This window comes from Lysinibacillus antri (assembly GCF_003977595.1).
Taxonomy (GTDB): domain Bacteria; phylum Bacillota; class Bacilli; order Bacillales_A; family Planococcaceae; genus Ureibacillus; species Ureibacillus antri.
Genome location: NZ_RYYR01000003.1, coordinates 175464 through 199301 on the forward strand (window position 1 = coordinate 175464; position 23838 = coordinate 199301).

Here is a 23838-nt window from a genome sequence, read left to right on the forward strand (position 1 = left end):
AAGTAAAGGTCTACCAAAAGAGGCAGACCTTGTCTAATTTATTTTATTATACTGGATATACTGGGTGTTTACGAGAAGGTAATGAAATTTGTTTCGTTGTGTAATAGTGTAAACGGTTCGAAAGAGTAGCTCTCAGTTCGCTCGGAGCAATGATTTCATCCACAACTAATTCGGACGCTAGTTGATAAATATCAATTTCTTCTTTGTATTCCTCTATTTTTTCTTGAATAAATTTTGCTCGTTCTTTTACATCTTTTATTTCTGCAATTTTGTTTGAATAAACGGCATTAACAGCTGCCTCAGGTCCCATAACGGCAATTTGAGCAGTTGGGAGAGCAATACAGATGTCTGGTTCAAAAGCCGGGCCACACATCGCATATAATCCTGCACCATATGCTTTACGTATGATGACGGAAATTTTTGGTACAGTCGCGCTACTCATGGCAGAGATAAATTTGGCTCCATGACGAATTATTCCTGCCCGTTCTACTTTTGTACCAATCATAAACCCTGGTACATCGGCTAAAAACAATAATGGAATTGAATACGCATCACATAACTGGATAAATTTTGCTGCCTTATCTGACGAGTCAACAAACAACACGCCACCTTTTACTTTTGGTTGATTTGCAACGATGCCCACCGTTTGCCCCGAAATTCTTGCAAAACCGGTAATCAGCTCGGGTGCAAACAATTTTTTCATTTCAAAAAAGCTTTCTTGATCAATCAATTGATCAATTAATTCATACATATCAAAAGGGACATTTTGGTTTTTAGGAATAATTTCTTCTAAAGTTCGCCCTTTAATCGGTAATCTGGATTCTTTTCCTTTTGGTAGTTGTTTAAAGTTTGCACCAAAGTAACTTAAATAACTTTTTGCAAACGCAATAGCTTGTTGTTCTGTTTGCGCTAATACGTCTCCACATCCACTTATTGTACAATGCATTTTTGCGCCGCCCATTTCCTCTAATGATACTTTTTCGCCAATTACTTTTTCTGCCATTCGAGGCGACCCTAAATACATCGATGCATTTTTATCAACCATAATGACGATATCACAAAATGCTGGTATATATGCTCCCCCTGCCGCAGATGGGCCAAATAATATACATATTTGTGGAATCATGCCACTTAATTTTACTTGATTATGAAATATTCGACCTGCACCACGTCTTCCAGGAAACATTTCTAGTTGATCTGTAATACGTGCACCTGCAGAATCGACTAAGTACAATAGTGGAACTTGTAATTTTTCCGCGGTTTCTTGTATGCGGATAATTTTTTCTACGGTTCGCTTTCCCCATGATCCCGCCTTTACCGTCGAATCATTTGCCATGACACACACCGTTTGACCATCAATTTTCCCAACCGCACAAACAACGCCATCTGCTGGTAAATCACTTTCCACACAGTTTGCAAATCGACCGTCTTCTTCATATGTCCCATTGTCAAATAGCATTATTAATCGATCACGTACAAATAATTTATTCGATTCTTTTAATTTGTCGTGATATTTTTTAGATCCCCCAGTAAGTATGTTTTCTACCTTTTCCAATAATTTATCGTTGTAAATATCCATCACCAAAATCTCCTCTTTGTGTGGCTATGATCATTTATCCAAATGTAATTAGTACATCGTCTTCATTTACAAAGTCACCTTCAGAAACATTTACCTTTGCTACAACTCCATCTGTTTCTGCCTCAAAAGGAATTTCCATCTTCATTGATTCAATGATAATGACGGTTTGCCCTGCACTAACTTGTTGACCCTCTTTTACAAGGACTTCAAAAACAGTACCAGCCATCTGTGCACGTAATTCCACCATCTTTTATTCCCCTTTTTTTAAACCAGTTTTTCAATGCATTCATTTTTGTTGTTCGATAAAGCTTGAACCTTGTTGTAGCCACTTTAAAATTTTTTCATGCTCAGATTGTAATTCTCTATATTTTACTTCTAGCTCGTTATACGCTTCCGTTAGTTCATCAAAACTATTAAGTGCAAGCTTCAGATGGCTTCGCATTAATTGCTTAGGACGTTTTCTTACACTGTTTAACATTTGACCATATTGTTGTCGTAACGTTTTATTCCAACGAAAACCACATGCTTGTTTTGTACGGTTTAAAATACTTGCTGCTTCCGCAAAAGCTTCTAATTGGGTTTTACCATTTTGCACCGCCTGTATGACGATTTCCGCTAATTTTTCATCATCATCAGCCGTCCATTGATCTTTACGTCTTTTTCCATCCATATCTATCACCTCACATTTTTTACTACTATATGCAAATCAATAGAATAAATAGAATCGTAACGCTAGAAAAATAGGTTGTAACATAAATAGAAACACTTAATCTTTAGAAAACAGGATAAAGCTATTTCTTAATACCTGAAAATCCACTTAAATTCATAAAACAGGGTATTTAAAAAAATAAAAACGCCTCTATATATGAGACGTTCTATCAAGTATTATTTTGATTTATTTAAAAACTGTTGTACGGCTTCTGCATGGGCTTCACTTTCCCAAAGCTTTGCACACACTCGAATTTCTTCCATTACTCGCTCATACATATTCCGTTCTTTCCATTTACGGAGCTCAATTTCTTTATATGCTTGGTGAACGGATGGATGAATTTTACGCATCTGTGAAATAAATTCTTCTAAAGCCTCTTCTTTTGATCCTTCAAAAACACGCATTGCCCAGCCAATTTCATATAAAAGCTTCGCATCATACACTTGTGCATCAACTAACATTTTTAAAGCTCGGTCGTGTCTTAAACCTCTTTCAAACAGATAGGTTCCCCCTCCCCATCCGCTCGTGATAGCAAGAGTTCCTTGGATGAACCCACATTTTGCATTTGACGCAACCAATCTAAAATCACAGGCAGTAGCAATTTCACACCCGCCTCCTACTGCGGCACCGTTAATAAGCGCAATAGTTGGTACACGAAGCGTTGCTAAATCATATAAAATATTCCCCATTTTACTTAGCATGCCAAAAGCTTGTTCTTCCGTATGTAAACTATGAAATTCCGAAAGATCTCCACCTGAACAAAAAGCTTTTTCCCCAGCACCTGTCACGACTAAAAATCGGATCTCGTCGTGTTCTTTAATATATGTAATAACTTTTTTTAGACCTTCCATTACCTCATCATTGACGGCATTTCTTTTTTCTTCTCTGTCAATGGTAAAGGTTAATATTCCATCCTTCTCACTAATTTGATAAGCCAAACTTAACATCCCCTTTAACGTTTGCTATTTCAACATAATGTAATGCTTTAAATTAAATAGTAAATGACCTCAATGTGTTTGGCAAGGGAATGGTAATTAATTCAGGAAAATACTTGAAAAATATAAAAAAACACAAGTCATTAGAGTACTTGCGCTAAAATTCGTTAAATTGTTTTTTCCTTTTTAAATAAAAAATAAAAGGCTATTAGAGAGCCATGGCCTCTCTAATAGCCTCGAGCACTAGTAAATACTGAATTATTTACTAGCTACTTCTTTACCTTTGTAGTGTCCACATGCTTTACATACGTGGTGAGATAAAGTTGCTTCTCCACAGTTTGGGCAAGCTACCATACCAGGTACAGATAATTTAAAATGCGTACGACGCTTTCTTTTTGCAGTTTTAGAAGTTCTTCTAAATGGTACAGCCATTATTGGCACCTCCTTACAGATTATCTATTCATCTGATTGATCAAAATACTTAGCTAAATCAGCAAGTCTTGGATCCACTTTTGGTTCGTCATTTTCGTTTTGACGTGCAACCTCATCTTCAGTTGAATAACTCCAGTTTTTGCCTCCTTGCACTTGTCCTTCCGTGTTTTCTTTAAACACTTGCATCGGAATTTCTAACAGTACAAGTTCCTCTAAAACTGGTTTTAAGTCGATCACTTCACCATCGATATAATGTATATCGTCATCTTCTTTATTTCGAAGTTCTGGATCTATCCAGCTGAAAATTTCAACTGCATCGACTTCAATTGGATATTCAACGTCTTCCCATGTGCGTGCACAAGGAAGTGTCAGTGTTGCAGTCAGCGTAAACTGACAAGTCATTTGCGATGCACCGAAAGTACAGTGTCCTTTTACATGAACAGGTGAGATTTGACGAATATCTTTATTTCGCTTTTTTACTTCATCCAATTGTACTTCTGCATCTATCGGCATCCCATTTTGGCGATACTTCGATAATTGATGAATTGACCATTTCATTCATTAATCACCTCGAGACAACAATGTTGATTATATAATGTGTATTTTTAGATGTCAAGATATTTTCTTGTCACAGTACGAATAGAGTACTATAATTTTAATAATAGATGAATCATTTAAATACAGTAATGATTCGATTGGATGACAATGATCCTTATGACTTATTACAATTTGTTGAAATATGCATTTACCTATCCTTCTAAAGCAGATATTCCAATTATAACCTAAGGGGTGTAACAATGAAAGCAGTTGGTGTCATCGTTGAATATAATCCTTTCCATAATGGCCATTTTTATCATGTAGAACAAACAAGAAACGCGTCTTCAGCTGATGTTGTCATTGCTGTCATGAGTGGGCAATTTTTACAACGAGGAGAGCCTGCATTAGTTGACAAATGGCACCGAGCGAAAATGGCTCTATTAGGCGGTGTAGACCTCGTGATCGAACTACCATACGTCTTTTCAACTGGTAATGCCACAATTTTTGCTGAAGGGGCAACAAAGCTCTTAAATGCAATAGGTTGTGAATCCTTCGCTTTCGGTAGTGAACAAGGAACAATTGAACCTTTTTTAAATACATTATCTTTATTACGATCCGAAGAGGAAGAATACAACGCTTTAATTAAACAGTTTATTTCAACTGGCATTAGTTATCCCCAAAGTTTATATTTGGCATACGAAAAACTAAAAAACGAACACCCGAATACGTATATCGACTTATCACAGCCAAATAATATTTTAGGTTATCATTATATAGAAGCAGTAAATCGTTTCAATCTTTCCATTCAACCTTTAACCATCCAAAGAGTACAAGCAGGCTACCATGATGATATTAATACTAATTTAACAATTGCCAGTGCAACAGGTATTCGTAAATCAATATTTGAAACAAAATCGATCCATGAAGTCGAAAGTTATGTTCCTAAAGCAACTTTTAAAGAACTTGAATCATGGAAGCATAAACATACACAGTTTACTAATTGGGACTCTTTTTGGTCTCTTTTACGCTATGCGATTTTAAGAAATACCCCTGAACAACTCTCTTTGTTTGCAGATGTTTCAGAAGGTATTGAACATGCTCTCATTAAAGCAGCTAGAAAAAGCGATTCCTTTGCCGAGTTTATGAGCAATATTAAATCAAAACGCTATACGTGGACAAGATTACAACGAATGATTACGCATATTTTTACAGGGATTACAAAAGAGGCACTGCATCAATTTGATGAGCCAACTTACATTCGCCTTTTAGGTATGACCGGTAAAGGACAAAAATATTTATCAGAACATAAAAAAAGCTTTACTTTACCTTTAATAAGTCGTGTTGCATCAACAAAAGACCCCATGCTCGCACTTGATATCCGCGCATCCGAAATGTACGCACAAGGAGTAAACTTAATCAGTAAACAAAAACTAGAGATGGATTATCAAACACCACCGATAAGGTTATAGAATCGATACTTTGGGAAGTCGCACGTAATTTTTCTAAAGTCGCTCGTAATCCTTGAAAAACCGCTCGTATTTCCCTAAAAGTCGCTCGTAACCCCATAAATAGAAAAAGACGTCTCAATCTTTCGAGGCGTCTTTTGGTGGTAATTGATTTAAATAGTTGATTGCATCATCAACCGTTTTTACCGGAACAATTTTCATATCCGTATTAATTTTTTTCGCTGTTTCTACAGCTGCTTCATAATTCGTGCGAATGTTAGGGTTGGCTTTTTTCATTGCATCCGTAATGGGATCGTCAGGCGCAAAGAAAATCTCCATTCCATCTTCATGAGCAGCAACGACTTTCTTTTCAATTCCCCCGATTCGTCCCACGGTACCATCCTCATTCATCTCACCTGTACCAGCAATCGTATATCCTTTCGTAATATCCTCATCTAGAAGCTGATTTAAAATTTCTAGTGTAAACATTAGTCCAGCAGAGGGCCCTCCAATTTTTTCAGCATCCACTTTTACAGTTGGGTCTGTTTTAATTGACTTACTTTGCGAATAAGTAATTCCAATTCCAATTCGATGTTGTTTGTCTCCTGGAATTTCCTTTAGAGCAATCGTTCTGTCCAGCAACTCATCATTTCGTTTAATAACTAACTGTACTTCTTCATTTACTTTTTTTGAATTTAAAACATTACTAAGTTCTTCTGATCTATTTAATATGTGCCCATCGATTTCTACTATTTCGTCACCAGGTTGTAGTAATTCATCTGCTGCCCCATCCTCTAGTACATTCAAAACCATAATCCCATGGTAATCCACCGTATAAGGTAAATCTGCCTTTTGAAATGCTACATAAAGAGCATTAAATTGTGAGTCACTCATTAATTTCAATTGACGAATACTATATTCTTCTTCGTCCTCTTCTTCTTGTCGTACATCCTCAACTTCGATAATTTCTTCAAACTCTTTAAAATATGCAATAACATATGTAAGAGGTGTTGCAGGTGCCATCGAAACTGTCATTAAACTTAGAGAACCTTCGTCATTTTGGTCCCCATTCTCAACGGTAACAAACTGGTTCACCGCATAGGCACTACCAGGCTTCATCACATAATAATCAAGTTTGTAAAAGGCTAGAAAAAAAATAAAAGCTAGTGGAAGTATTACTGTTAGTAGCGTCTTTTTCAAAATGGATGGCACCTCCTTATATTAGAATTGGTAGACTAAAATTTTAAAGCATCGCATATATTAGTTTAGCATTAGAGGTTATGGAAAACAAAAATTTGAAAAGAGATGATGCTTATTCCACTACTATACTTATTGATTTGTATCACATTAATTTGCTTACTATTATTGTTCCCTGGTGTTGCTCATGAAGGGACGGACTTAGGTGTAGAGTTATTTATGGAAGCATTATTCCCATATTTATTACCTTATTTAATTCTTACACAATGGTTTATCCGACTAACACCCCAAAAGAGTAATTCCTTATCCCGATTTAAATTATATTTTAAAACATATGGTATTAGCGCATTAGGAGGCTTTCCTACAGGCGCTGCCACAATTACTTATTTAAAAAAAAGTAAACAAATTTCTTTAAAGGAAGCCAATATCCTTCTGAGTATTTGTCATAGTCCAAGCCCTCTATTTGTTTTAGGATTTGTTGGAAATGACTTATTGAACGATACGACGTTTAGTTGGCAATATTTAATTTTATATCATGTCGTATCCATGATTATTTTAACTGGCTTTTATTTTTATTATGGTAAAGGCAAAATAGATAGTTTCAGTTTTTCTGACGTTCAACCACCAAAAAATCAAAATCCATTTACAAGCAGTATTAAAGATAGTATTCCCACTGTACTCGTTGTCGGATCAACAATCATCTTCTTTACAACAATCTATACTGTTGTCATGCACTCAGTTAAAAGTTTCTTCCCAGACATACATAGCGGCGTTATGCTTTCAATTGCAGCAATGCTCGAGATGACAAATGGTTTAAAAATTGGACAAGAATTGTTTACAGGACAACCTACTCTCTTATTAGTCATATTAGCGCTGTTTTTAACAAGTCAAAGTTTAAGTATTCATATGCAGGTTGCGGTCATTGCGAAAAGTGAACAACTATCCTTAAAACCATATATACTAATGCGAGTATTTTACACCCTTCTAATACCATCACTTTATTTCCTTATTTTTCTATAAAAAAAGGACAAAATCAACTATCTGATTTTGTCCTCTTCCTTTTATTTAGAAAACTTACCACTTAACGCTTGTTCAACAATACTCGGTACAAGTCCAGTTACACTGCCACCGTATTGCGCAACTTCTTTTACGATGCTTGAACTTAAGAAAGAATACTGATTTTTTGTCATGATAAAAAATGTTTCAATTGATTCATCTAAAAATCTATTCATTGACGTAATTTGCATTTCATACTCAAAATCAGAGATCGCCCTTAACCCCCGCACAATTGCCTGTGCATTTTTTGACCTTGCGTAATCAATTAAAAGACCCGTGGAACATTCGATTCGAATATTAGGAAGTTCTTTTGTTACTTCTCCAATTAACTCCATCCGTTCTTCAATTGAAAATAGTGGTTTTTTTGATGAATTATTCAATACAGCAACATAAACAACATCGAACACATCTGCTGCTCGTTTAATAATATCTAAATGACCATTTGTAATTGGATCAAAACTTCCTGGTACTACTGCAATTTTTTCAGACAACCATTTCTCCCTCTTCCTTCATCACTATCCACTCATTCATTTGCGGTATATTGATATTATTGTGCCCCCATAAGTTTCCTGTCTTGCTAATGTAAAGATTCCATAATTGTTTGGTAGGTCAATTTCTTTTGCATGTTCACAAACAATAATTGCGTTCGCCGCCAATTTTCCCCCATCCACTAATGTCTCCACAAGATCGTAATATTCTTTTTTTAAATATGGAGGGTCCATAAATACATAGTCAATTTGAATATCCCGTTTTAATAACCCCTTAACGGCTCGATTTGCATCGGTTCTATATGTTTCAACTATGTCTTCATAGCGGCATTTTTTTATATTTTCAAGCAATGTTTGATAGGCTTTTGGATCTTTTTCTACAAAAATCCCCTTATGCGCACCTCTACTTAAAGTTTCGATGCCCAATCCTCCACTACCTGCAAATAAATCTAACACGACTCCCCCATCAAAGAAGGGGCCGATCATATTAAATATTGATTCTTTTACTTTATCTGTCGTAGGTCTAGTTGTTGTTCCGGATACTGCTTTTAATGGCATTCCTTTTCGTTCACCCGCTACAACTCTCATAAGATCACCATACCTTTTTTATTGTTGTGCTGTAGCTCTAATCGTTATAGATTTATTTGATTTTTTTATTTCCACTGTAAATAATTTTTGTAACCATGATTCTTCAATATACTGATTTCCAGCAACTTCTATAATCGGTTCTGATACGGTATTATATCTACGTTCGTTAAAAACATAAAAGCCGTAATCTTGTGGGAAGCGGAAATTACGTACATTATTTGTTACATAATAACCATTTTCCCCATTTGATGTTTCATACCCTAAATGACTTAATAATGTATCTGCGGAATATAAAATTAAACCATTTTTAAAAATCACCTGAACATCTTCTTTTGGATAGTCTCCAATGTATACTTCTCGTTCATCATTAAATAAGAATGGAAACATTTCTTTTGATGATTCGTTTAAACTTAAATACTCGGTATGAAGACCAAATACATCCGATAATATTTCATCTAATACGGTTGTTGAGATTTCTTTTCCTTTTAATTCATCTAACTTTTGGATCCAGTTCGCAAGTTGTGAGTCTGTCATTTGATGTGTTAAAGTATTGACGATTTCTGTTGCTTTACTACTACCAATTGTTGATTCAGTTAAAAATGATGCGACAACCTCACTCAACCACGATGGACTATCTTTAAACTTATATTGTGCTTTTACTTGCGAGAGAATGACATTATTATTTAAAGAATCGATTGATAAATCCTTTAAAAATAAAATGCGATTCCCTTGAAGTTTTGATAAATTATCGCCTTGCACAATAGCGATATGTTCTTCATTTAAGAACTTTAAATTTTTTAATTGTTTTTTAAACTCTTCTGTTAAAGGCTGTTCTGAATATAACGATAAAATATTTGACGTTTCGTGAACATTTAAATTATTTGCTCTCCAGTACAATTCCGATACCGAACCTAGCCCGCTAAACATAGAATAGTTCACGAGAGATAAGGATTGTTGACCTATAATTGGCAGTCCAGTTACCCATTGACCAGACACATTATGATCAGTTGATATATGAACTGTAGAATAGGTTACTTCTCCACCAGTTAACGTAACGAAAATATCTTTTAACAATTGGTTAGATTGTAACCCTCCGTTTAATGGAATTATGTATGAAATAGATTGGGTACGATTTTCACCTGGCTCAAAACTTAACTTATCTTCACTTAAACGTTTACAAGTGTTTTCTGTTTCAATGAAGCAATCTGGATTTGTCGCAAGTTTTGGCCAAACAATGTTAATTTTCTGGTTTGGTAAATTTTTAAAATGCTGACGAATATCTAAACTTTCGCTACGATAAGTGATTTCGATTTCCTGAGAAAATGAAAAATCACCCCCGTCTCCAGTTTCAATTTTATCTGAATAAACTTGATACTGGAAAAATAGCATGCCACCAATGATTAGTACGAGTACGCCAAAGAAACTTACTGCATATTTCATGTGCCTAACCTCCTGCATCATGATACTATTGTTAAGAATAAATCGAAGAACAGTTGTCCAGCTCCGTGTCGACTTTTTCGAAGTTCCGTTCGTAGCTAGACTCTTTTCAAACTTTGAATTTTATACTATTCTTAATCTTTAAGAAAGGACGTGTGAATAATTGATACAACAATTTATCGAACTAGGACAAGGTTATGGTGATGTTTATGAACTTTGTGAACTCATTAAAACAAACGAAAAAAGATTTCATAATGCCTTTATATTTATATCGACAAAAGAGGATAAAAAAGTAGCTTCAATTGCCGCAACTTTTAAAGCGGCTGGCGAAGGTAAATTTATGCCTATTTATATATGCCGTGAAGGAATTCCTTATAATTCTGAAAAACCTTCTCAAAGAATTGCTATATTTGAAGAAACATTATCCGAAATTGGTAGAAAAGCAATTCCAATGGAGGTTAAACATTCGTCAATCTATTCCGAAACGGTTTTATATTATCAACATTTAATCGGTATTTTACGAATGAATCACTTTATTCCACCAAAGCAATAGAAAGATTACTATAAGCCTACTTTATAGTCATAATCATACTCTTTAGCCTTGTCAGGTTTCGCATTTTCAAATTCAGTTTTAAGAAATGGACGAAACGATTCTACAACGTCTTTCACAAATGGAAGGCGTTGTATTTTATTTAGTGTCGACTCAATTTCTTCACGATTACAATAAATTACAACATATTTTAATTTTCTTGAAATATAATGTACATGTCCGTATTTTCTTAAACTTTTTGCGTGTTTTATTTGATGAACGTAAACAATTAGACCTTGTCGTTCTTGCATTTGGCTCCCTCATTTCTTTATAAAAGCATACCATAGAGTTAATTTTGATAGCAACAGAGTTTAGCTGACAGAAGGTAAGATTTTCCGTTATAATCTAAGAAAAGCGAAAGCACCATTACGCGAGCTCTGTAAAAAGCTCTCGATTCCAACTAGTGGCCGCTCATTGTGTTCTTAGTAGCAATCAAAACGATCCAGAAGCTAAGGAAACATACGCTAAACACTGTTCAAACACATTTTTCTCTCCAACATCAGAATGAATATTAAAAAAAGAAATACCGGAGTTTTAAATTGAATTGTTCCATTTTTAAGGAGGATCTTAATGGGAAAAAAAACAAAAGTAGCTCTTGCAATAGCTGCTGCTAGTGCTGCGGCATGGGCAGGAAGTAAAGCTGTATCAAAACCACAAAAACGAGATGAAAAAGAAGTTTTACAAGCCACTAAACCAATTGTCTTAGCTCATCGTGGTGGAGCTCATTTAGCACCTGAACATACGATGATTGCATTTGAAAAATCTTATAATCTTGGTGTAGATGGGTTTGAAGTAGACATTCGATTAACAAAAGATGAAGAGATCATTTTGTTTCATGATGATTCAGTAGACCGAACAAGTGATGGTGTAGGATTTGTAAAAGACTTTACTTTAGAAGAACTAAAACAATTAAACTTCGGATACCATTTTCAAGATTTAGAAGGCAATTTTCCATATAGAGAAGAGAAAATAGAAGTCGTAACATTACGAGAACTTTTTGAAACATTTCCAAATACGTATATTAATATAGATATAAAAGATGGTCCAGACACATATGAAGGAAGTTTAATGCCATCTAAACTTTGGCGATTGATTGAAGAGTTTGAAGTAGAAAATCGAATTGTCGTAACGAGTTTCTTTAGCGAGCAGGTGGACCGATTTAATTTATACGCACAAAATCGTGTTGCATTAGGTGCCGGTGAAAACGATGTACGAAAAGCATTTACTGCATTTTCGAGTCAATTTGGTCATCTATATCATCCTAAAGTTGACGTATTCCAAATTCCACCGAAATCAGGGGTTGTTTCATTGGATTCACCTAAATTTATAAATTTTTTATCCAAGCTCAACATACCCGTGCACTATTGGACAATTAATGATACAGATACAATGAGACATCTCATTGAAATTGGGGCAAAGGGAATAGTAACAGATCGACCAGATATTGCAATTGCGTTTATTGAACATTTACAAGACCAAAACATGGAAGATCTTTTCTAATAAAGGAAAAAATAAAAAGGACGTCTAGAAATTACTCTAAGACGCCCTTTTTTTAAGCTGAACAGGAACAGCTGCCACCACTACCGCAACCACTTCCACATGAAGAACCTGTTGCAAAAAACGGATTGCTTACAGGGACTTTCACGGCTTCAGAAACCGATTTTCCGATGATTAAGCTAAGTTCATCGAGTAAATCTTGATAATCGTTTTCAGCTATTTTTAAATTCGCTACACGTTCATCAGTATCTAATGCGCGTTTTTGCTCACGGATTTTTTTCATTATTGTATTGTAATCAGGATGGTATTTGCCAAAACGCTGTACATCCTCATATTGTTCTTTCATTTTTGCGAATGAGTGAATTTGTTGCACTAATTTCCCATCACTATATACTTCTTTATAAGCATTTCGCAGTTTCTCAGCTTGTTCAGAAGCAAGGATCATTGCACTTAGTTCATCTGCTTCATCTATAATGAAGGCCCATTCTGATGTCATAATCATCATTATTTCCTCCAATCTATTATTATCATAGCAGAAAATGTACCATGTTTGTATTGGGAATACTTATGAATTTAAAAGTCCATTGCTTTTAAACATTTTTTCGTCACTCGACACGATCCTTTGTATATTTTTCTAGCACTTCTTTCACACAGTCAAAGTCAGAGAACTCAAATTGTTTCGACCCTATTGTTTGTGTTTTTTCGTGCCCTTTTCCTGCAATTAATATTGTATCGCCTTCTTTTGCTGAACGAATAGCCGTTTCAATTGCTTGGGCTCGATCAAGAATCATTTCATATTGTTGATTCGGAATAAATCCAGCCGCTATTTGTGTATTAATAACTTCTGGATCTTCACTTCTTGGATTATCCATCGTTAAATAAATGTTATCAGCAAATTTTGAAGCAACGGCCCCCATTTTTATCCGCTTATGTTTATCACGATCTCCACCGCAGCTAAATACAACAATTAAATCACCTTTAACTGTTTTCTTTAACGTTTGAAGAACTGCTCTTAATGCCGCTTCTGTATGGGCATAATCAATGTAAATAGATAAGCCTAACTGATTTTCGATTTCTTCTAATCTGCCTTTAGGTAAATATAGATTTTCAGCAGCATTACAAATATCTTCAATCGCAAAACCTAGTTCACTTAATGTTGAAATTGCAGCAATTGTATTTTGCAAATGGTGGTTTCCAACAAAAGGCACAGAAAATACTTTTTGCCCTTTATTACTTTGCAAACAACACGTTGAAGTAGTCAGACCTTCTGCTAACATTTGTAATTGATAGTCCACCCGATTTCCTAACCCAAAGTAAGCCTTTTTCTTCTTCGCCTGTAAGCCTACTGTTCGACAAAATGAATCATCACCATTTAAAACAAGTTGATCAGATAATGTAGCGAGTATTTGTTTGGCAGATTTATATTTTTCATAAGAACCATGATCTTCAATATGATCTTCTGCTAAATTTAAAAATACTCCTACATTAATTGAGCAATCATCCAAACGATGTTTTGCAAGCCCCATCGACGAAGCTTCTAATACGACATATTGAACTCCTCTATCCACAGCAATTTTTAGTATTCTGTGTAAATGTTTTGGTTGTAACGTCGTTAAATTTTCATAGTCTAATTTTACTTCTACTCCATTAATATAAATTCCATTTGTTCCGATCACAATTACATTTTTATGTAGTGCATGTAGTAGTTGACCGATAAAATGACTTACTGTCGTTTTACCATTTGTCCCTGTAATTGCAATGACTTGCATCGCATCGGCAGGGTAACGATTTAATTTTGCTGAAGAAAAAGACATAAACTTCAGGCAATTCGGCACCCATATTACCGGTACGGATAATTTTAACGAGTCCAGTAATTTTTCATCCTCTATTACAACGCCTATTGCACCGTTTTTTATTGCCATATCTATATATTTTGTACCATCTGATTTTTTACCTTTTCGTACAACAAATAAATCGCCCTTTTTTACACCTTGAGCATAATCTTCTATTCCGAGCACTTCAACTCGGATTGATCCACCCTTCACAGTACATGGCCAATCTTTTAAAAGTTCTGCAAGTTGCAAGTTGTCACTCCTTTTCCCTATTTTATGCCCAGGTTCAGTTTGTGACACTAAAATGGATCCGCAATTTTTTGAAAAAATAAAGACATCTCCAAAATTTATAATTTGAAGATGCCTTTTCATCTATCATTCAATTTGTTCCTTTTCCTCTTCTTCAGGCTTTTGAATAAAGATATGTGTATAATAATTTATAAAAACGCCTGAACCTACATGTGTAAAGCGATTGTCCATCATATACTCACGGTGAGCACTTGAATTTAACCATCCATGAACGGCTTCGATTGAATCATTATAGGCCGTTGCAATATTTTCTTCTGCATCCTTATACAAAATATTCACTTCATCTAATCGATCCTTTAATGATCCTTTTGTAGGTGATTCATGAGACAAATAACTCTGGCTATACATATCTTCACTATGTTGCATCGCTAATGTGGAAACTTCCTGATCGTTTTCGATTGAAGGAATATTATTTTGAAAACGAAATTCATTCAGTAAATCATGCAATTGATATGCACTTGCTTTGTTACTTTCTTCAATTAAATAAGAAGTTGGATTTGGCGGTGATAAAAGTTCCCCAACAAAGGACATTTCATAGGGTCTAAGCATCACGAGCGATTTACTATCCGTGTATCGAATCCCACTTAAAATACCTTGTTCGCTATCAATATATAATTGGGCAAAAATATCATCAAATTTCGTTAAAATTCGAGTGTTCATATCGTCCTCACTCATGGTGAATGTATAAATATTATCATTAATTTTCGCAACTACTTCTGAACTAATGATTGTCATTCTATAAATATCAGATAATGATTGACCAATCTTATAGGGAGATATATCAATTGAAGGCCCACTTGTATAAACTTGCGTAATAACCTCTTCATCTACTGCAAACATAATAAACTGACCAGGGTGATCATTATATACCCACCACTCATAACCATATGCAGAAGCATCAATCCGCTTCGGCTCTCCATATTGTTCTAACAATACTTTACTATTGTTGCCAATAAGTGTGGATACACCTTGTTCTGGACGAGGTAACGCTTCTTGTAAAATTTCTAGGTCATTCTCTGACTTTGGTATTATAGGAGAAGATGAGTTAGGTCCTTCTAATGGCTCATAATTATTATTAGAATTGGACGAATAAAAAAAGATGATTGCTAGAAATGAAAGGACAATTAAAATTCGGAAAAGCGTTTTCATGTCATTTCTATCCTTTCGCTAATATGGATTTATGTATCAATTATATCCTTCTTGACACAATGTTGCCATTGCAACAAAAGTTATTTTGCTCTATTATAAATCTTGAGCGTATCTTTATGTACGATTTTGTTAAAGGAGGATTTTTAAATGTATTTCGAAAATAAAACAATTGAAAATGTAGTAGTTGAACAACAATTACTTGCTAGCATTATGGAGAAAAATGGTTTAGAATGTCATGGAACTTGGGATTATGACCGCATGACTTTCGACAAACGTTTTGATTTAAAAGAAGGTCGTTTCTATTTACGTGTGTTCTGTGCAGCGATCTCTGGCGATGTTGGTAATAGAAGTGCAGTTTTAAAGATTAGCAAACCTGCTCTTGGTAAATATTATTACCCACATGGTGTTGAATATGAAAACGAAGTATTCCCAACACATTTAGTTAAAGAGTGCGAACAAATTTTAGCAAACGTTAAAAAACAACTAGCTGAATTCGGTCTAATTGACGAATCTTCAAACACTAGTAAAAAACAAGCAGCTAAACAAACTGTTGGAGTTTAATATATTATTTGAGTATGACATATTAATCATGTCATACTTTTTTATTTTTAAAAGTCTTTTTGATACATAGACTTTAATGACTTATAAGAGGTTAATTATAACGATAAAAAAGCTGCCTCTAAGCAATACCTAGAGACAGCAAACAAACGATTTATTTAATCACCTAAAATTGCCTTCAGAACAGCTTGCATAACAATAACCTAATATTGTTCACTTTGTTTTTTAGCTGCTTGGAATTCTCTTAACGCCTTTTCAGTAATATCAGCCTCGTTCTTCTTCTCTTCTCTCCACCAACGTACGAATACTCTTACTAACACCACAATAAATATAATTTCTTGCAAAATCTTCATAAGAACTCCGCCCATTTGTTGATCTGCTATTGGCGTCATGTTGTTGAATAATTCAGGACCTGAAAGTGAAAGACCTGCAAGAGTAGATATTGGAACACATAGCTCCATTGCTTTTAACCAAGTTTCGCCATCTGTATATGTAGCATACAGTGGCTCTGGATTAAAGATGATCAATGCACAAGCAGGTGTAATAAGAACCGCATTTGCAATAATATAACCAATTTTATATAAATTTTTCATCTTTGGTTGACCTTCTACATCGTGAATTAAAGGCCAGTTCATAAAGAATGCCGACATAAATAAAATAAATGTGAAGATTCCATGGTATGTTTCATTGAGTTTAATCGTATCAAATAAGACTGGTAAATGATAAACAGAGAACATTAATGCAAATACAAAAAGTGCGATTACTGGTTGTCCAAAAACTTTAAAAATTGAACGGACAACAGGTATTTCCAAAACGGCTTTCCAAACCCACCAAGGTATTCCTTTAATCAATAGCATTGGCACTAATAATAGAAGAAACGCCATTTGCACCATATGATATGTAAACATAATATGAGCCATTAAATCAATGGGTGAACCTTTTATCACATAAATAAGAATCATTGCTAATATGAAGTAAATCGCTTCACTTCTCTGCAATGGTTCACTTACTTTGAAACGATCTCTCCTAGCTACAGTGACGAAAAAATATAGACCAGTAAGAATAATTATTACCCCAAGGAAATATGGGCTCCACAATGCTTGAAAACCAAATATACTTAACGACATTGTCATGCGCTCCTTTACATCAATAGTCTCATTATAGAACGCCTAAATAGTAACATCAATGGACGAACTATGACAAATAAAACAATTTTTCGAGGAAAGACAAAAGTAAAAAACTCCCAATGCTTAAAAAAACACGCTTCTGAATTTCTTCAGAAGCGTGTTTCGTAATTCTTACCACCAAACTACAGTTACAAATGCTAAGAATACTGGGAAGATAATCATTGCACCTGACCATACGTAAGTTGAAATTACGCCGATATGGTGACCATTTTTGTCATCCATGTGCATGAAAGAATAAAGTTGTAATACTACTTGAATTCCAGCTAGTAACAAAATAAATGGCTTAATAAACATTGGTGAAAAACCTGCTACTACAACTGCAAATGCTAGAAATGTTAAGAAGATCATAATCGCAAAATTAATTACTTGCTTACGCATATGCACCGCATTGTGATGACGGTCATATTCATATTGTGCTTTCGATTTTGCTTGTACTTCAGTATGATGTCCCATATTATCCTAACACCCCCATTAAGTATACTACAGTAAAGATGAATACCCATACTACGTCGATGAAATGCCAATAAATTGACGCTGCGTAGAATTTTGGAGCATTGTATAAGTTTAGTCCACGTTTCGCGTTACGAACGATTAACGCTGTAATCCAAACTAAACCAATGATAACGTGCAATCCGTGCGTACCAACTAAAGTAAAGAACGCAGAAGAGAATGCAGATTGTGTATAACCAAAACCGATGTGTACATAGTGATAGAACTCATAAATTTCAAGACCAAGGAAGCCAAGACCTAATAATACAGTAATTGACATCCAAGTAATAACGCCTTTTATATTATAGTTTTTCATATGGTACATCGCATAAACAGAAGTTAATGATGATGTTAAAAGTAACATCGTCATAACGAATGCTAGTGGTAATTCAAATAACGATTGTGTAGTGAATTCCATACCAGCTGGACCTTTGTTTCGTAAAGAAAGGTACGTAGCAAATACACTTGCGAATAATACAATATCACTACAGATGAAAATCCAAATACCTACGAACTTATTTTTCCCTTCAGCAGTTGCCTGTTCAGGGTGATTTGGCCAAGATTGTGGGGTGAATTTAGTTTCTTCCATTATTTGTTACCCCCTTTTCCATAAAGACGTTGCTCTTCAGCGATTACTTCTTCAACATGAACATGGAAACCATGATCGTCTTTTACAGAACGTGTAATCATAGCTAAAACCGTAATACCTAAACCAATAACGATTACAGGTACTGACCATGAAACACCGTCTGGATGATATAGTGCACCAAATGCTGCAACAAATAAACCAATTGACATAATTAAAGGTAAGATTGAGTTGTTTGGCATATGGATATCACCTAATGGCTCTGCATATGTCATCATTTCTTTGTTACCTTCTTGTTTTTCTAACCAACAAGGGTCAAATCCACGTACAAGTGGAGTTTGTTTAAAGTTATAGAATGGTACTGGTGTTTGAATAGACCATTCTAAAGAACGTCCATCGCCCCAGTAGTCGCGTCTATTAACTGGTGGAGTTTTAATAGATAATAAAACATTAATTACTAATAATACTACACCGACTGCCATCATGATAGCACCGATTGATGAGATATAGTTATATAAATCCCAACCTTGGTCTGCTTGGAACGTGAATACACGACGTGGCATACCCATTAAACCTAAGAAATGTTGTAAGAAGAATGTTAAATGGAATCCAATGAAGAATACCCAGAAAGTCCAAACTCCTAATTTCTCACTTAAAGTACGGTTGAACATAATTGGCCAATAGTAGTGCATTGAACCGAAAATAGCTGTTACGATACCACCAACGATTACGTAGTGGAAGTGGGCTACGATAAAGTAAGAATCGTGTAATTGGTAATCAAGTGGCGCCATTGCCATCATAACCCCTGTTACCCCACCAGCTACGAACGATGGAATGAATCCAAGTGCGTAAAGCATTGGAACAGTAACTTTAATTGAACCGCCCCAGATCGTAAGGATCCAGTTGAATACTTTCATACCTGTTGGTACACCAATCGCCATTGTAGCGATTGCGAAAATTGCGTTAGCAGTTGGTCCCATACCTACAGTAAACATGTGGTGAGCCCAAACCATGAATCCTAAGAAACCAATTAAAATTGTCGCGAATACCATTGAAGAGTATCCGAATAAGCGTTTACGAGCAAATACCGGAATAATTTCAGAGAATAAACCGAATGCAGGTAATACTAGGATATAAACTTCTGGATGTCCGAAGATCCAGAATAAGTGTTCCCAAATAATTGTGTTACCACCCATTGTATGATCGAAGAAGTTTGCTCCAAACATACGGTCAACTAACATGAAGAATAAACCTACAGTTAGTGGAGGAAATGCGAATAAAATTAATGTACTTGAAATTAAAGTAGTCCAAGTAAATAATGGCATACGCATGAACGTCATACCAGGTGCACGCATTGTAATGATTGTTACAATGAAGTTAATACCTGAAATTAATGTACCAGCACCAGAAATTTGTAAACCTAATACATAGAAGTCAATACCATGACCTGGTGAGTATAAAGATAATGATGCATAAGAAGTCCAACCAGCATCAGGTGCGCCACCCATAAAGAATGATAAGTGTAAAAAGATCGCACCTAGGAAGAACAACCAAAATCCTAAAGAGTTTAGGAATGGGAAAGCAACGTCACGTGCACCAATTTGTAATGGTACAATCGCGTTCATAAATCCAAATAGCAATGGTGTTGCTGCTAGGAAAAGCATTGTCGTACCATGCATTGTTAATAATTCATTAAAAAGGCCAGCAGATATAAAATCATTGTTTGGAACCATTAATTGAATACGCATTAATAGCGCTTCAACACCAGCGATAGCAAAGAATAATACCCCTGCAAATAAATACATTATCCCTAGTTTTTTATGGTCAACAGTTGTTAAATAATCCCATAAAACTGCTCCAAAGCCCTTTTTATTTGAGACTGCGACAGAGCTCACAACTTTAACCTCCTTCAAGTGTTTCTATAAAGTTCTAATTATTTTTCGACAGATAAACTCATAATATAGTCTGCAACTGCACTAATCTCTTCAGGAGATAATTCAGCATACTTACCAGTCATTAAGTTTCCTGGTTTGTATTCTTCAGGATTTGTAATCCAGTTTTCTAAGTTTTCTTTGTTATGTTCTAAAAAACCAGCTACACGATTACGGTCACCAAAAGTTGTTAAGTTTGGACCCATAGCTCCAGTAACACCCACACCTGAAACTGCGTGACAGCCTAAACAGCTTTGAGCAAATGTAGCTTCACCTAAATCAGTTGAATCTACAGAAGCAGTATTGCCTTCAGTCGCTTGCATAGAAGCAACCCATTGATCAAATTCTGCACGATCTACAGTTTTTACTTTGAAATCCATTAAAGCATGTGAAGGACCACATAACTCAGCACATTTACCATAGAATACGCCGTCTTTTAACCCTTCAGATTCTTTACCAAATTCTAACCAGAATTTGTTTACGTTGTCCACGTTGTTATCGATTTTACCACCAATAGCTGGAATCCAGAATGAGTGTTTCACATCTGCAGCCTTTAGGTTAAAGTAAACTTTTTCATTAGTAGGAACAACAAGCTCTTGAGCCGTTACAATACCTTGTTCTGGATATTCAAATTCCCACCAATATAATTTTGCAGTAACATTTACTGTTAAAGCAGTTTTGTTTCCGTCCTCATCTACTTCATCCATTGCTTTTACATCACCGAATTCATAAGTAGCCATAAGTGTTGGAACAGCAAGGATTAATAATAATACGATTGGAATTACTGCCCAAATTACTTCTAAAGTGTGACTTCCTTCTACTTGTTTTGGCATGTAATTTTCGCCTAGTCTTGAACGGCGGAACTTAGCAAAAGCATATAAATAAAGGAATGAAACTACAATTACAACTATCGACATAATTATAATAGATAACATCAATAAATCGTACTGATGTTCCCCGACTTTACCCGCTGGTGTTAATGTAGAAATGTATTCTTCACCACAGGCAGAAAGGAAAACTGTCATTACCGCTAAAAGCGAAAACAGACGCCATTTTTTTAGCCCTTTCATCATAGCTTAATTAAACCCCTCTTTCTTTGTTGTATTTTCATGTGTAACTAGGACTCTTTGTGTTTAGTTCTATGGAGTTCTTCTCTTTTAAAAGAAGCATTCCATAATCCAAACTGCATTTTGCAGCCACCCTACATTCAATACAGTAAAGATTGTGCTGATTTGGCCCAAAAGGAAAGTTTAAGTCAATGGGTAAATTAATCGTATAGAAGGTGATTAACTTTCTAACTTAAACTTTAACATAAGTAGCATAGGTATTTTTGCTGCACTATATTCCAAAAAACGCTTGAAAACTAAAGGCAATTTAATATGCTAGTTTTTATAAACTACTTTGGAACAATACAACAAAATTCCTTCTACCTAACCTATCAGTGAATACTGCATTTGAATTCGAACTACCATCTGACTAGCACTTCTTCTTTTACACCGTATTGAATATAGAATTAAAACACTATTATCCAAAAGTCCTCACATGCCGGCAGTTCATGTTGCCGTTAATGACAAAATTTCACTTACAATTTGAATGAAAAAGAAATTACCAGTAGGAATCGTTCTATAAACCTGTAAGACTAAAATCTGCTTCACTTCGCTATTTACATAAATTGGATTGACGTCTTGATCAATTATTCACTACATAACAACTCGCTGAATAACACGTTTTTATGCAATGTATTATTTTGATCAAAAGTATTTGTCGTAAACGTCCTTATTAATTAGTTCGTGTTTACAATCCCAATCTTTATAAGTGCAAGAAAGACTTTCATAAACGAAGTAGAAAATTGATTTACTATACAATGTTTATAGCTCGTCCAGTTGTTATTCGACCCTTTCATTTTTGTAAGCATATTCCGCTAACAATAACTATATCGAAATTTGTCTATGATTTCTAGACATTAAGTAAAATTTCGATGAAGTTTGGCGAACTTGCCACTGTTAGCTAATTATAGAAGAACATATATATAGTAAAACATTTTCAGAGATTTTTTGTGAAAGTAAACGTACGAATTTATGAACAATTTGTGAAAAGCCTCTAGCACCTTTCACCCATGAATCGATTGAAGTTGTCTTTTAACTTTTTATTCGCTATCATTATAAAAGTTAAAGCGTAATAAATATTATTTGATAGACAAAAAGTAGGTGGCTTAGAATAATGCAACAAAAGCAAAGTATTATATTAAAATTGGTTGCTTTAGCTACAACCTTGGGGATGTTGTTTATTCTTTTAGGTGGCGCTTTAGTTACTAAAACAGATAGTGGTATGGGGTGTGGTCGTAACTGGCCAGATTGTAATGGTTCCCTCATTCCAAAAGAAATTACTACTGAAGTATTAATTGAATTTTCACATCGTTTTGTTACTGGGTCAGTTTCCATTCTTGTCCTTATATTAGTAATATGGACATGGCGCACTTTAGGGCATATGCGCGAAGTGAAATTTTTAGGATTTTTAGCAATCTTTTTCTTAGTGGCACAAGCCTTAATTGGTGCAGCTCAAGTTTTATGGGGTCAAGGTGACTTTATCCTTGCACTACATTTTGGGATTTCATTAATTTCATTTGCCTCAGTACTGTTACTCGCAATGATTGTATTTGAAGTTGACAATAAATTTGATGCCGATCGCGTATTTATTGATAAAAAATTGGCATGGCATACAATTGGCGTTACCTTGTATTCTTATATTGTTGTTTATACAGGGGCATTAGTAAGACATACACAATCAAGTTTAGTTTGTACAGATTGGCCTCTATGTAGCAATACTGAACCTTTTGCATTACCAGCTAATATGTATGAATGGGTTCAAATGGGACATCGATTTGCTGTATTGTTAATTGTTGTGTGGATTATATACATAATGATGCATGCAATTAAGCATTATAAAAATCAACGTGTTATTTATTGGGGATGGATTATCTCCCTTGTTATTGTAATCTTACAATCACTTACAGGTATGCTGAGCATCTTTACTCAGCTTAACTTAATCGTTTCATTATTCCATTCATTATTTATCACTTTACTGTTTGGTTTATTCTGCTATATGATCATGCTTATTTATAGAAGTAAACAAAACGCGAAAAAATAACATGAAATAAGGGAAAAGACGGTCCAGAAAGTAGTACAATTTCTGGGCCGTTATGCTTCTAATGGTATAATATCGCTAAAATCTGTACTCCTGCGGTAGTAACAATAAATTGTCACTATCCTCGTCGCAAAGGGGACGTCCAAATAACTTCGGACGTCCCC

At 35.0% G+C, this 23838-nt stretch carries 25 protein-coding genes; 6 read left to right on the top strand and 19 right to left on the bottom strand.

What is annotated here, in order from left to right:
* Positions 1-46: 46 nt before the first annotated feature.
* The 6 genes from EK386_RS03610 to EK386_RS03635 form a co-directional block, all read right to left on the bottom strand.
* Complete coding sequence (locus EK386_RS03610; RefSeq protein WP_126657663.1) at positions 47-1579, bottom strand: acyl-CoA carboxylase subunit beta; 1533 nt, start codon at positions 1577-1579, stop codon at positions 47-49.
* Between the two features lie 34 nt (positions 1580-1613).
* Positions 1614-1826 carry an acetyl-CoA carboxylase biotin carboxyl carrier protein subunit gene (locus EK386_RS03615; protein ID WP_126657664.1) on the bottom strand — a complete coding sequence of 71 codons (213 nt, stop codon included), beginning with the start codon at positions 1824-1826 and terminating at the stop codon, positions 1614-1616.
* A 39-nt stretch (positions 1827-1865) separates the two neighbouring features.
* Positions 1866-2249, bottom strand: a complete 384-nt coding sequence (locus EK386_RS03620; RefSeq protein WP_126657665.1) for a transcriptional regulator — start codon at positions 2247-2249, stop codon at positions 1866-1868.
* A gap of 215 nt (positions 2250-2464) precedes the next feature.
* Entirely contained in the window at positions 2465-3235 is a 771-nt protein-coding gene (locus EK386_RS03625) for an enoyl-CoA hydratase/isomerase family protein (protein WP_126657666.1), read from the bottom strand.
* A 246-nt stretch (positions 3236-3481) separates the two neighbouring features.
* On the bottom strand, positions 3482-3655 hold the full coding sequence (gene rpmF, locus EK386_RS03630) for a 50S ribosomal protein L32 (RefSeq protein WP_126657667.1): 174 nt from the start codon (positions 3653-3655) through the stop codon (positions 3482-3484).
* A 24-nt stretch (positions 3656-3679) separates the two neighbouring features.
* Positions 3680-4213, bottom strand: coding sequence for a YceD family protein (locus EK386_RS03635; protein WP_126657668.1), 534 nt, complete (start codon positions 4211-4213; stop codon positions 3680-3682).
* Between the two features lie 239 nt (positions 4214-4452).
* Here EK386_RS03635 and EK386_RS03640 point away from each other — a divergent pair, with 239 nt between their 5' ends.
* A complete protein-coding gene (locus EK386_RS03640; protein ID WP_126657669.1) occupies positions 4453-5661 on the top strand; it encodes a nucleotidyltransferase in 1209 nt (402 codons plus the stop codon).
* Positions 5662-5775: 114 nt separating this feature from the next.
* On the opposite strand, the gene EK386_RS03645 is transcribed toward EK386_RS03640, so the two are convergent.
* Positions 5776-6837, bottom strand: coding sequence for a SepM family pheromone-processing serine protease (locus EK386_RS03645; RefSeq protein WP_246027564.1), 1062 nt, complete (start codon positions 6835-6837; stop codon positions 5776-5778).
* 105 nt (positions 6838-6942) lie between these two features.
* Between EK386_RS03645 and EK386_RS03650 the strand changes: the two genes are divergently transcribed.
* Positions 6943-7854 (top strand): hypothetical protein, encoded by a 912-nt coding sequence (locus EK386_RS03650; RefSeq protein WP_246027565.1) that lies wholly within the window; start codon positions 6943-6945, stop codon positions 7852-7854.
* 41 nt (positions 7855-7895) lie between these two features.
* On the opposite strand, the gene coaD is transcribed toward EK386_RS03650, so the two are convergent.
* The 3 genes from coaD to EK386_RS03665 are packed head-to-tail and all read right to left on the bottom strand — an operon-like array spanning position 7896 to position 10406.
* Complete coding sequence (gene coaD, locus EK386_RS03655; RefSeq protein ID WP_126657671.1) at positions 7896-8381, bottom strand: pantetheine-phosphate adenylyltransferase; 486 nt, start codon at positions 8379-8381, stop codon at positions 7896-7898.
* Between the two features lie 36 nt (positions 8382-8417).
* Complete coding sequence (gene rsmD / locus EK386_RS03660) at positions 8418-8966, bottom strand: 16S rRNA (guanine(966)-N(2))-methyltransferase RsmD (protein WP_126657672.1); 549 nt, start codon at positions 8964-8966, stop codon at positions 8418-8420.
* A gap of 18 nt (positions 8967-8984) precedes the next feature.
* On the bottom strand, positions 8985-10406 hold the full coding sequence (locus EK386_RS03665; protein ID WP_126657673.1) for an RNA polymerase II: 1422 nt from the start codon (positions 10404-10406) through the stop codon (positions 8985-8987).
* A gap of 160 nt (positions 10407-10566) precedes the next feature.
* Here EK386_RS03665 and EK386_RS03670 point away from each other — a divergent pair, with 160 nt between their 5' ends.
* Complete coding sequence (locus EK386_RS03670; protein ID WP_126657674.1) at positions 10567-10956, top strand: DUF7147 family protein; 390 nt, start codon at positions 10567-10569, stop codon at positions 10954-10956.
* A gap of 8 nt (positions 10957-10964) precedes the next feature.
* On the opposite strand, the gene EK386_RS03675 is transcribed toward EK386_RS03670, so the two are convergent.
* Positions 10965-11243, bottom strand: a complete 279-nt coding sequence (locus EK386_RS03675; protein ID WP_126657675.1) for a YlbG family protein — start codon at positions 11241-11243, stop codon at positions 10965-10967.
* A 319-nt stretch (positions 11244-11562) separates the two neighbouring features.
* Between EK386_RS03675 and EK386_RS03680 the strand changes: the two genes are divergently transcribed.
* On the top strand, positions 11563-12492 hold the full coding sequence (locus EK386_RS03680; RefSeq protein ID WP_126657676.1) for a glycerophosphodiester phosphodiesterase family protein: 930 nt from the start codon (positions 11563-11565) through the stop codon (positions 12490-12492).
* Between the two features lie 52 nt (positions 12493-12544).
* Here the strand turns inward: EK386_RS03680 and EK386_RS03685 are convergent, their stop codons facing one another.
* The 3 genes from EK386_RS03685 to EK386_RS03695 form a co-directional block, all read right to left on the bottom strand.
* Positions 12545-12991, bottom strand: a complete 447-nt coding sequence (locus tag EK386_RS03685) for a YlbF/YmcA family competence regulator (protein ID WP_126657677.1) — start codon at positions 12989-12991, stop codon at positions 12545-12547.
* Positions 12992-13094: 103 nt separating this feature from the next.
* Entirely contained in the window at positions 13095-14573 is a 1479-nt protein-coding gene (locus tag EK386_RS03690; protein ID WP_126657678.1) for a UDP-N-acetylmuramoyl-L-alanyl-D-glutamate--2,6-diaminopimelate ligase, read from the bottom strand.
* A 123-nt stretch (positions 14574-14696) separates the two neighbouring features.
* Positions 14697-15779 carry a CAP domain-containing protein gene (locus tag EK386_RS03695; RefSeq protein ID WP_126657679.1) on the bottom strand — a complete coding sequence of 361 codons (1083 nt, stop codon included), beginning with the start codon at positions 15777-15779 and terminating at the stop codon, positions 14697-14699.
* Positions 15780-15926: 147 nt separating this feature from the next.
* On the opposite strand from EK386_RS03695, the gene EK386_RS03700 reads away from it, so the two are divergent.
* Complete coding sequence (locus EK386_RS03700) at positions 15927-16340, top strand: YugN family protein (protein WP_126657680.1); 414 nt, start codon at positions 15927-15929, stop codon at positions 16338-16340.
* A gap of 200 nt (positions 16341-16540) precedes the next feature.
* Here EK386_RS03700 and ctaG read toward each other — a convergent pair whose 3' ends face one another.
* From ctaG to coxB, 5 genes are all read right to left on the bottom strand, one after another.
* The gene (gene ctaG / locus EK386_RS03705; protein ID WP_126657681.1) at positions 16541-17464 is read right to left on the bottom strand and encodes a cytochrome c oxidase assembly factor CtaG; all 924 of its coding nucleotides are present in this window, start codon (positions 17462-17464) and stop codon (positions 16541-16543) included.
* Between the two features lie 171 nt (positions 17465-17635).
* Complete coding sequence (locus EK386_RS03710) at positions 17636-17977, bottom strand: cytochrome C oxidase subunit IV family protein (protein WP_126657682.1); 342 nt, start codon at positions 17975-17977, stop codon at positions 17636-17638.
* A gap of 1 nt (position 17978) precedes the next feature.
* Positions 17979-18602: a cytochrome (ubi)quinol oxidase subunit III gene (locus EK386_RS03715; RefSeq protein ID WP_126657683.1), complete on the bottom strand. Its 624-nt coding sequence runs from the start codon at positions 18600-18602 to the stop codon at positions 17979-17981.
* Positions 18602-20494: a cytochrome c oxidase subunit I gene (locus tag EK386_RS03720; protein ID WP_126657684.1), complete on the bottom strand. Its 1893-nt coding sequence runs from the start codon at positions 20492-20494 to the stop codon at positions 18602-18604. The genes EK386_RS03715 and EK386_RS03720 overlap by 1 nt, the downstream gene beginning before the upstream one ends.
* 38 nt (positions 20495-20532) lie before the next feature.
* Entirely contained in the window at positions 20533-21603 is a 1071-nt protein-coding gene (gene coxB, locus EK386_RS03725; RefSeq protein WP_126657685.1) for a cytochrome c oxidase subunit II, read from the bottom strand.
* 1147 nt (positions 21604-22750) lie between these two features.
* Here coxB and EK386_RS03730 point away from each other — a divergent pair.
* Entirely contained in the window at positions 22751-23677 is a 927-nt protein-coding gene (locus EK386_RS03730; protein WP_126657686.1) for a COX15/CtaA family protein, read from the top strand.
* Positions 23678-23838: the final 161 nt, after the last annotated feature.

Coding starts and splice junctions, on each gene's coding strand:
- EK386_RS03610 (WP_126657663.1), bottom strand. CDS start 1,579: ATGGATATTTACAACGATAAATTATTGGAAAAGGTAGAAAACATACTT.
- EK386_RS03615 (WP_126657664.1), bottom strand. CDS start 1,826: ATGGTGGAATTACGTGCACAGATGGCTGGTACTGTTTTTGAAGTCCTT.
- EK386_RS03620 (WP_126657665.1), bottom strand. CDS start 2,249: ATGGATGGAAAAAGACGTAAAGATCAATGGACGGCTGATGATGATGAA.
- EK386_RS03625 (WP_126657666.1), bottom strand. CDS start 3,235: ATGTTAAGTTTGGCTTATCAAATTAGTGAGAAGGATGGAATATTAACC.
- rpmF (WP_126657667.1), bottom strand. CDS start 3,655: ATGGCTGTACCATTTAGAAGAACTTCTAAAACTGCAAAAAGAAAGCGT.
- EK386_RS03635 (WP_126657668.1), bottom strand. CDS start 4,213: ATGAAATGGTCAATTCATCAATTATCGAAGTATCGCCAAAATGGGATG.
- EK386_RS03640 (WP_126657669.1), top strand. CDS start 4,453: ATGAAAGCAGTTGGTGTCATCGTTGAATATAATCCTTTCCATAATGGC.
- EK386_RS03650 (WP_246027565.1), top strand. CDS start 6,943: ATGATGCTTATTCCACTACTATACTTATTGATTTGTATCACATTAATT.
- rsmD (WP_126657672.1), bottom strand. CDS start 8,966: ATGAGAGTTGTAGCGGGTGAACGAAAAGGAATGCCATTAAAAGCAGTA.
- EK386_RS03665 (WP_126657673.1), bottom strand. CDS start 10,406: ATGAAATATGCAGTAAGTTTCTTTGGCGTACTCGTACTAATCATTGGT.
- EK386_RS03675 (WP_126657675.1), bottom strand. CDS start 11,243: ATGCAAGAACGACAAGGTCTAATTGTTTACGTTCATCAAATAAAACAC.
- EK386_RS03680 (WP_126657676.1), top strand. CDS start 11,563: ATGGGAAAAAAAACAAAAGTAGCTCTTGCAATAGCTGCTGCTAGTGCT.
- EK386_RS03685 (WP_126657677.1), bottom strand. CDS start 12,991: ATGATTATGACATCAGAATGGGCCTTCATTATAGATGAAGCAGATGAA.
- EK386_RS03695 (WP_126657679.1), bottom strand. CDS start 15,779: ATGAAAACGCTTTTCCGAATTTTAATTGTCCTTTCATTTCTAGCAATC.
- EK386_RS03700 (WP_126657680.1), top strand. CDS start 15,927: ATGTATTTCGAAAATAAAACAATTGAAAATGTAGTAGTTGAACAACAA.
- ctaG (WP_126657681.1), bottom strand. CDS start 17,464: ATGTCGTTAAGTATATTTGGTTTTCAAGCATTGTGGAGCCCATATTTC.
- EK386_RS03710 (WP_126657682.1), bottom strand. CDS start 17,977: ATGGGACATCATACTGAAGTACAAGCAAAATCGAAAGCACAATATGAA.
- EK386_RS03715 (WP_126657683.1), bottom strand. CDS start 18,602: ATGGAAGAAACTAAATTCACCCCACAATCTTGGCCAAATCACCCTGAA.
- coxB (WP_126657685.1), bottom strand. CDS start 21,603: ATGATGAAAGGGCTAAAAAAATGGCGTCTGTTTTCGCTTTTAGCGGTA.
- EK386_RS03730 (WP_126657686.1), top strand. CDS start 22,751: ATGCAACAAAAGCAAAGTATTATATTAAAATTGGTTGCTTTAGCTACA.